Annotated in this window: 2 protein-coding genes and 1 pseudogene; all 3 read right to left on the bottom strand. The window is 61.7% G+C overall.

The genetic code is table 11. The features are described from left to right. Positions 1 to 215: pseudogene (locus tag EOA27_RS34085) on the bottom strand (SPFH/Band 7/PHB domain protein); the annotation flags it as partial. Between the two features lie 242 nt (positions 216 to 457). Then, positions 458 to 1,522: a ferrochelatase gene (gene hemH / locus EOA27_RS34080; RefSeq protein WP_126081469.1), complete on the bottom strand. Its 1,065-nt coding sequence runs from the start codon at positions 1,520 to 1,522 to the stop codon at positions 458 to 460. A 143-nt stretch (positions 1,523 to 1,665) separates the two neighbouring features. Then, positions 1,666 to 1,970: LysM peptidoglycan-binding domain-containing protein (locus EOA27_RS34075; RefSeq protein WP_127258461.1), on the bottom strand; the 305-nt coding region annotated here is incomplete at its 5' end.

Genomic DNA, 1,970 nt, shown 5'->3' with positions numbered 1-1,970 from the left:
TCGAGCACCTGCTCCATCATGTTCATCTTGGCGCCGACGCGCTCGAAGATCGGGTTGATGATGTTGAGGCCGGGTGTCAGCGTCTTGGTGTAACGGCCGAAGCGCTCCACCGTGTAGTTGTAGCCTTGCGGCACCGTCCTGATGCCCTTGAAAAGCAGAATGATGACCAGGAAAACAAGAACAATGATGGCAATATCGAAACCGCTAAAGCCCATTTCGCTTCTCCCTCAAAGGCGGCGACCTCACGGAATCACTTAAGTGTGTTTCCGCAACGTTACAATCAGGTGATCGCCAGAGCCGGATGATTTCAGGCCGGATCGACCTGAAATCATCCGGCTCTGGGTCAATAGAAAGAGCATGATGTGATCCGAAAACCGCTCACACTTTTCGGCATCATGCTCGGATATCGGTTAGCGGCGGGTTTTGCGCACCGTTTCGAGTCTGTCGGTGAAGCCGGTCACACCCAGCCGGAAAGCTCGCGCCGGACCAGCGCCTCGATGACCGCCATGCCCTCGGCGCTATCATTGAGGCAGGGGATATGGGCGAAGTTCTTGCCGCCGGCGTGATGGAAGGTTTCGGCCGCCTCGCGGCCGATCTCGTCCAGGGTCTCGATGCAGTCGACGGAGAAGCCCGGATTGACGACGGCGATGGATTTCACGCCGTCCTTGGCCAGTTTCTCGACCGTGACATCGGTGTAGGGCTGCAGCCATTCCTGCGCGCCGAAACGCGATTGGAAGGTGGTGATGAGCTTCTTCTCGTCCCAGCCGAGCCTTTCCCGCAGCAGCCGCGTCGTCTTGAGACAGTGGCAATGGTAGGGGTCGCCCTTCTCGAAATACGGCTTCGGGATGCCGTGATAGGACGCGATAACGACCTCGGGCTTGAAGTCCAACGTCTCAAGATGCCGCTCGATCGAGTGAGCGAGAGCCTCGATGTAGACCGGTTCATCGTAATAGGGCGGCACGCTGCGGATCGCCGGCGCGTTTCTGATCTTCATCAGCGCGCGGAACAACTGGTCGTTGGCGGTCGCCGTCGTCGTTGCCGAATATTGCGGATATACCGGGAAGGACAGGATACGGTCGCAGCCCTGCTCGACCAGTTTTTGCGCGATGCTTGCGGTCGAAGGATTGCCGTAGCGCATCGCCCAGTCGACCACGACGTTCGACTGATCGGCGAGGGCACTGGCGAGCTTCTCTGCCTGGGAACGGGTGAAAGTGCGCAGCGGCGACTCGTTCTTCTCCCGGTTCCAGATTCGGGCATAGTTGGCGCCGGACTTTTTCGGCCGGGTCGTCAAAACCAGGCCGTAAAGGATCGGGTACCAGATCGCCTTGTTGAGCTCGATGACGCGCGGGTCGGAGAGGAATTCCCTGAGATACCGCCACATCGGCGCGAATTCGATTCCGTCGGGTGTGCCGAGATTGATCAGCATGACGCCGACCTTGCCCTGCTTCACCGCCGGGTGGCCGGCAGGCAGCGGACCAGCGGTCTTCGCGGTCTTGACATCGGTGGGGCTGGCAAGCGTCATCAACGGTCTCCGGTAGCGCCGCGGAAACTAGCGATGCCCTGCCGGTTTTCAATGCTGCGTCTGGCCGCACCTTACCGTGTTTGGCACCGGAAAAGGAACACCCGCCCGTTTCCGGGCGGGTGCCACGAATTCCGGGCTGCCGCTTACTTCGCCGCCGGCGGAATGGTCAGCGTCGCGCCAAGCGGCAGGCGACGCGGCTTGAAGTCCTTGTTGGCCTCGGAGATGAGCTTCCACTTGGTGGCGTCGCCATAGGCTTTCCTGGCCAGGTCCCAATAGGTATCGCCGGCGGCGATGGTATGGCTGGTGTCCGCCGGCTTGGTTTCAGCGGGCTTGGCCGGCTCGGCGGCGGGAGCAGGCGATGCCGGGACGGCCTCGGCAGGCTTTGCCGGTTCCGCCGCCGGCGCCGTCTCAGCCGGCTTCGCGGTCTCGGCGGGGGGCGGCCGGGGGG

The sequence above is a fragment of the Mesorhizobium sp. M2A.F.Ca.ET.037.01.1.1 genome (assembly GCF_003998075.1).
GTDB lineage: Bacteria > Pseudomonadota > Alphaproteobacteria > Rhizobiales > Rhizobiaceae > Mesorhizobium.
This window is presented reverse-complemented; position numbering and strand designations above follow the sequence as displayed.

Coding starts and splice junctions, on each gene's coding strand:
- hemH (WP_126081469.1), bottom strand. CDS start 1,522: ATGACGCTTGCCAGCCCCACCGATGTCAAGACCGCGAAGACCGCTGGT.